The organism is Vibrio fujianensis, assembly GCF_002749895.1.
GTDB classification, from domain to species: domain Bacteria; phylum Pseudomonadota; class Gammaproteobacteria; order Enterobacterales; family Vibrionaceae; genus Vibrio; species Vibrio fujianensis.
Map to the genome: position 1 here is coordinate 183,808 of NZ_NBUS01000040.1, position 3,694 is coordinate 187,501.

Genomic DNA, 3,694 nt, shown 5'->3' on the forward strand with positions numbered 1-3,694 from the left:
TGGCTGCCCTTTGGCGGTAGATTTCAATTCTTGCATTTGAGCGGTCGCTTTCTCTAGCGCTTCTTCATTATCTTCCTCATCGGTAGAGTGTTGTGCTTTCATTAAAATTGCAGCAACGGTGAAAGAAACACCAGCCGCCGCGAAAATGGAGCAAAGAACGCCCAGCATCGAGGCTTTGTTGGTCATGAGTAATACAGCAAAAATAGACCCCGGAGAGGCAGGGGAAACAATGCCAGCATTGAATAAAGTTAAAGTAAATACTCCAGTCATACCGCCTGCAATAGCGGCGAGGATGAGGCGCGGATTCATTAAAATGTAGGGAAAATAAATTTCATGGATGCCGCCAAAGAAATGAATAATAGTTGCGCCGCCAGCCGTTTGACGAGCTGTTCCTTTTCCAAAAAACATATAGGCCAGTAAGATTCCTAAACCAGGCCCTGGGTTGGCTTCAATTAGGAAGAAAATTGACTGGCCCATTTCATTGGCTTGTTGAATGCCGAGAGGAGAGAAAATACCGTGGTTAATCGCATTGTTGAGGAAAAGAATTTTTGCAGGTTCAACAAAAATAGAAGTTAAAGGTAGAAGATGAGCCGCGACTAAAAAGTTGACGCCAGCAGCAAGAAGCTCTGAAAGTATTTTTACGAAAGGCCCGATAAGGTAGAAGGCGATGATGGCGCATATCATACCAATAATGCCAGCGGAGAAGTTATTAACCAACATCTCAAAACCGCTTTTTATTTTACCTTCAACCCGTTGGTCGAAATATTTAATAGCCCAGCCACCCATAGGGCCAACGATCATTGCACCCATAAACATAGGGATATCGGTTCCGACAATAACCCCCATGGTAGTAATAGCACCAACAACCGCTCCTCGTTCACCACCGACCAGTTTGCCGCCGGTATAGCCGATCAGCAACGGAAGTAAATAGGTGATCATTGGGCCAACTAAAGAGGCTAGTGTCTCATTGGGTAACCAGCCGGTTGGAATGAAAAGTGCGGTAATAAAGCCCCAAGCGATGAATGCGCCAATATTGGGCATAACCATGTTTGATAAGAAACGACCAAAATTTTGTATCTTGATCTTAGCATCTGGTGATAACATATCTGTTCCCCGTTCGATGTTCTATAGAAATGATGTGGTAACGGTTCGTCTAAAAACCGTTGGTTGCTTAGTACACAATCAATTTATCACACAATTTTACTTTAGAGCTGACAACGGGTTTTTTGTGATCTCATCCTAGATAAAATTCTTTCTCTTATTATTTTTATGTATCTTATGTCACATTTCTGTATTGTAATTTAATTACATTTATTATGTTTTTTATTTGTCAATTAATTTTAAATGATTTACATCTCATTCTAACAATAACTCTCTTGGGTAGTAATGATACTTAGATCACGTTTTGTGTCTTTTGTTCTTATTTTATTCGGTTAAATGTGATTTCGATCGATAGTTTTGTTTGGTTTTATTGCGAAAAAGAAATTAAGGGGAAATTAACGGTGGGTTTTGTAATAAAAATACGATTAAACGTGGCGGGAGCGATCGGCAAAGTATGATTTAATTGACTGTTATGTGTGGCTTTGTTCTGAATCAGTGAAGCAAAACATTTAGTCGAAATTCGTTACCTGTTAGAATGCCCTCCATTCGTTTTAACATGCGTAATTCTATGAAAGAACAGGTCATCGTTTCTGTTTCCTCTATCCATGGAACCCGGCATTTTCATATTGGAAAATGGTATCGGCATCTATTAAAAGGCTTTGGCTATGTATTGTTTTCCGGAGTCATTACCATCGGTGGGGTGATTTATTATTTATCTAATGAAGTGGATTTTGCGAAACTTAAGCAGCAAGAATTAGAAAATCAATCTTCGTCATTGCTTGGTGAATTGTCGGCACTGAAGGATCTTAAGGATAACTTAGAAAGTGATCTGAATGAGCGAGAAGAAAAAATACAGATTGTTTCTGATCGGCTCGGCGATCTGGAAAAAGTATTAGGTGTGGGAGAAAGCCATGCTGAATTAGAGTCTCGACTCGATACTGCTGCCATTACCTCTTCAGTTAGAATGGTGATGTTGAGCCAAATTCCAAGTGGTTCTCCTGTTCAGGACGCGCGTATTTCGTCAGGATATGGTAAACGTACTCATCCTATTACGGGAGAAGTGAAGTTTCATCGTGGACAAGATTTTGCGGTCAACATAGGCACACCGATTTATGCTCCTGCGGATGGTGTTGTTGAAGTGACTCGAGCGAGTAATCAAGGGTCTGGTAATTTTTTGCGTTTACAACATTCTTATGGTTTCTCGAGTTCTTACTCTCACATGCAAAAGTTCGCGGTAAAAAGTGGTGATTTTGTACAGAAAGGCGATTTAATTGGTTATTCCGGTAACACTGGCCTTTCTTCTGGCCCTCATTTGCACTATGAAATTCGATTTGTGGGTCGACCGTTGGATCCTCGGCCGTTTGTGGATTGGGGAGTCAATGATTTTGATAGTTTATTTAGTAAAGTAAGAGGTATTCGATGGGAATCTTTAGTAAACAAAGTCGAGCTAAGAGTCAGCGCTCAGTTACAACTCTCATCGCAAAAGGCTGTACAGTTAGTGGACAACTCAGGTTAGAAAGCAATATGCAAGTAGATGGTTTGATCGATGGGCAACTTCATGTCGAAAAAACCTTGGTGATCAGTGAAAGCGGTATCGTGAGTGGTGAAATTTTTGCACAGCATGTGATTGTGAACGGACAGTTTGAAGGAACCTGTCATGCAGATAAAATCGAAATTCTGACAAAAGGGCAGGTGAAAGGCTCGCTTTACAGTGATGATCTCAGTATTGAACAAGGTGGACGTTTTAATGGCGTCACTTATCCAGCTGCTGAGGAAAATGTGGCGCAGCTTGCCGAGATCACTGAGTTAAAAGAAGTGAAAGAATCGAAAAATATTGCCAAAGGCTAGAAGCATCTGAAACTAAAAAGGAACGGGCGTTTCGAAAACCATTCTTTTTTTGTGGTAAGGGTGAACAAAACTTAGTTTTTGAGCGTGTAAGCAAAGTCGAGCGCCTTTTTCTCCATAAAGATCGTCACCCACTATCGGCATCGCTAACCCATCATGATGTGCGCAATGGACGCGCAGCTGGTGGGTGCGCCCCGTTAAAGGGTAGAGGTTGACCCGAGTTTGACCATTTTCGATGGCCACTTTTTCCCACCGCGTGTGCGCCGCTTTGCCCTGTTTTTCACAGACTTTCTGTCTTGGTCTATCTTCTAAATCAGCACATAAAGGAAGCGTAATATCGCCTTGTTGTTGTAAGAGTTCTCCGGCTAATAAAGCGACATACTGCTTTTCTACTTGGCGAGTAATAAACTGTTTTTGGAGCGATTTATTGGCCCGTCGAGTTAAAGCAAAGACTAAAAGCCCAGAAGTGGACATATCTAAACGATGGAGAACAAATGGCCCCTCAACATCGGGGAAGGTTTGCTCTAAACGTGTTTGTACTGAGTCTTTAATATTGACGCCCGGTACAGAGAGAAACTCTGCGGGTTTGTTAACAACAACAATCGCTTCATCTTGGTAAATGATCGTTATCTCTTTTCCTTCGGCGGGGTTCTGAAGTAGAGGATTATCGTCCATTGGCAGCCCTTTGAGCATATGGGTGAGAATCGGCTGACATTTACTTTGGCAGGCAGGATAAAACTGCCCATGC

4 protein-coding genes are annotated in these 3,694 nt (G+C 41.9%); 2 read left to right on the forward strand and 2 right to left on the reverse strand.

The genetic code is table 11. The features are described 5' to 3' along the window. Positions 1-1,104 (reverse strand): PTS mannitol transporter subunit IICBA (locus B7C60_RS18165; RefSeq protein WP_245868738.1); only part of this gene is annotated, 1,104 nt, incomplete at its 3' end. Positions 1,105-1,669: 565 nt separating this feature from the next. On the opposite strand from B7C60_RS18165, the gene B7C60_RS06695 reads away from it, so the two are divergent. Next, positions 1,670-2,617 carry a M23 family metallopeptidase gene (locus B7C60_RS06695; RefSeq protein WP_099610985.1) on the forward strand — a complete coding sequence of 316 codons (948 nt, stop codon included), beginning with the start codon at positions 1,670-1,672 and terminating at the stop codon, positions 2,615-2,617. Positions 2,618-2,625: 8 nt separating this feature from the next. Next, complete coding sequence (locus B7C60_RS06700; protein WP_245868741.1) at positions 2,626-2,949, forward strand: bactofilin family protein; 324 nt, start codon at positions 2,626-2,628, stop codon at positions 2,947-2,949. A 12-nt stretch (positions 2,950-2,961) separates the two neighbouring features. Here B7C60_RS06700 and B7C60_RS18170 read toward each other — a convergent pair. Continuing rightward, positions 2,962-3,694: RluA family pseudouridine synthase (locus tag B7C60_RS18170; RefSeq protein ID WP_245868744.1), on the reverse strand; the 733-nt coding region annotated here is incomplete at its 5' end.

Bases quoted from the DNA above. Each gene is read 5' to 3' on its own strand.
- B7C60_RS06695 (WP_099610985.1), top strand. From the start codon at position 1,670: ATGAAAGAACAGGTCATCGTTTCTGTTTCCTCTATCCATGGAACCCGG.
- B7C60_RS06700 (WP_245868741.1), top strand. From the start codon at position 2,626: ATGCAAGTAGATGGTTTGATCGATGGGCAACTTCATGTCGAAAAAACC.